The sequence below is a fragment of the Monashia sp. HAY1-2A genome, assembly GCF_056755315.1.
On record NZ_JBNDHY010000299.1, the window covers coordinates 1 to 1,327 of the forward strand.

Genomic DNA, 1,327 nt, shown 5'->3' on the forward strand with positions numbered 1-1,327 from the left:
TCCGTCGTCGGCAGCGTCAGATGTGTATAAGAGACAGGGCCCGGCCCGACGTGACCAACGCCGCGTCAGCTGATGTCGCTGCGCACCGTGCGCCACGTGCCGAGGCCGGCCATGAGGGCGGCGTACCCGGCGAGCACGAGGGCACCGGCCCACCACGACAGCTGCTCGAGCACCTCGCCGTTGAAGCCGCCGCCGCTCGTGTCGAGCATCGCCGCCGTGGCCCGGCTCGGCAGGTACGGCGCGACCGCCTTGCCCCAGTCGGTCAGGGCCAGCACGAGGCTCAGGACCGGCTCAACGATCCACGCGACGGCGACCGAGATGAGCAGCGCGGCCACCTGGTTGGGGATGAGGATGCCGGCCCCGAGGCCGATCAGCCCCCAGAGGCCGAGGACGAGCAGGGACAGCGCCAGGGTGCGCCAGATCGCCGGGTCGGCGAACGGCTCGTGGCCCTTGGACCGGAGCACCAGCGTGCCGGCCGCGACGGCACCGGACAGCGACAGCACGCCGTAGAAGGCGCCGATGCCGAGCAGCGAGACGACCTTGGCGCCCATGACACGTCCCCGCCGGGGCGTGGCCAGGAAGGTCGCGGTGATGGTCTTGTGGCGGTACTCCGAGCCGATCGTCATGACGCCGACGGCGAGGGTGAGCAGGTAGCCGACCTGGATGCCGCCGGTGAAGACCGCCTTGGCGAGGGCGGCGTCGGTGCGCGGCGCGGCCGCCGCCTGCGGACCCCGGACGGCGTCGCTGGTGAAGACGAAGGCGAAGAGCACGGCGAACGCCGCACCGGTGAGGACGACGGCGATGGCCATGCCCCACCAGAGCCGCGTCGTGAGGAACTTGCGGAACTCGGACCGGATCGCGGCGCTCATCGGGTCCCACGCTCCTGGTCCGAGGGGTCGGCGACGAGCGCGGGGTCGACCGGCCGGCCGCTCGGCGGGGGCAGGTCGGGCGGCACGCCGTCGGCCCGGTCCGGGCCCGCGGTCGCGCCGAGGTTGCGGTTGCGGTGCTCGCCCGACTCGGTGAGGTTGAAGAAGAGCTCCTCGAGGTGGGTCTGCTCGGCCCGCAGCTCGTGGACGGCGACGTCGTTGGCGTGCGCGACGTCGCCGACCACCGCGAGGTCCTCGGTCGTCACGCGCAGGGCCCCTCGGTCCACCGGGTCGACGCGCAGGCCACGACCGCGGAGCGCGGCGGCGAGCCGCTCGGGGTCGGACGTGCGGACGAACGCGGTCGGCTCGCCGCGCAGCTCGGCAACGGTGCCCTGGGCGACGCGTCTGCCGTTGGCGATGATGACGACGTCGTCGACGGTCTGCTCGACCTCGGAGAGCAT

General features: G+C 73.3%; 1 protein-coding gene and 1 pseudogene. Both read right to left on the reverse strand.

The window, feature by feature from the left end:
* Positions 1 to 65 precede the first annotated feature (65 nt).
* A complete protein-coding gene (locus ACPYOM_RS21940) occupies positions 66 to 869 on the reverse strand; it encodes an ABC transporter permease (protein WP_481347580.1) in 804 nt (267 codons plus the stop codon).
* A pseudogene (locus ACPYOM_RS21945) lies at positions 866 to 1,327 on the reverse strand (ABC transporter ATP-binding protein); the annotation flags it as partial. The gene ACPYOM_RS21940 and the pseudogene ACPYOM_RS21945, both read right to left, overlap by 4 nt.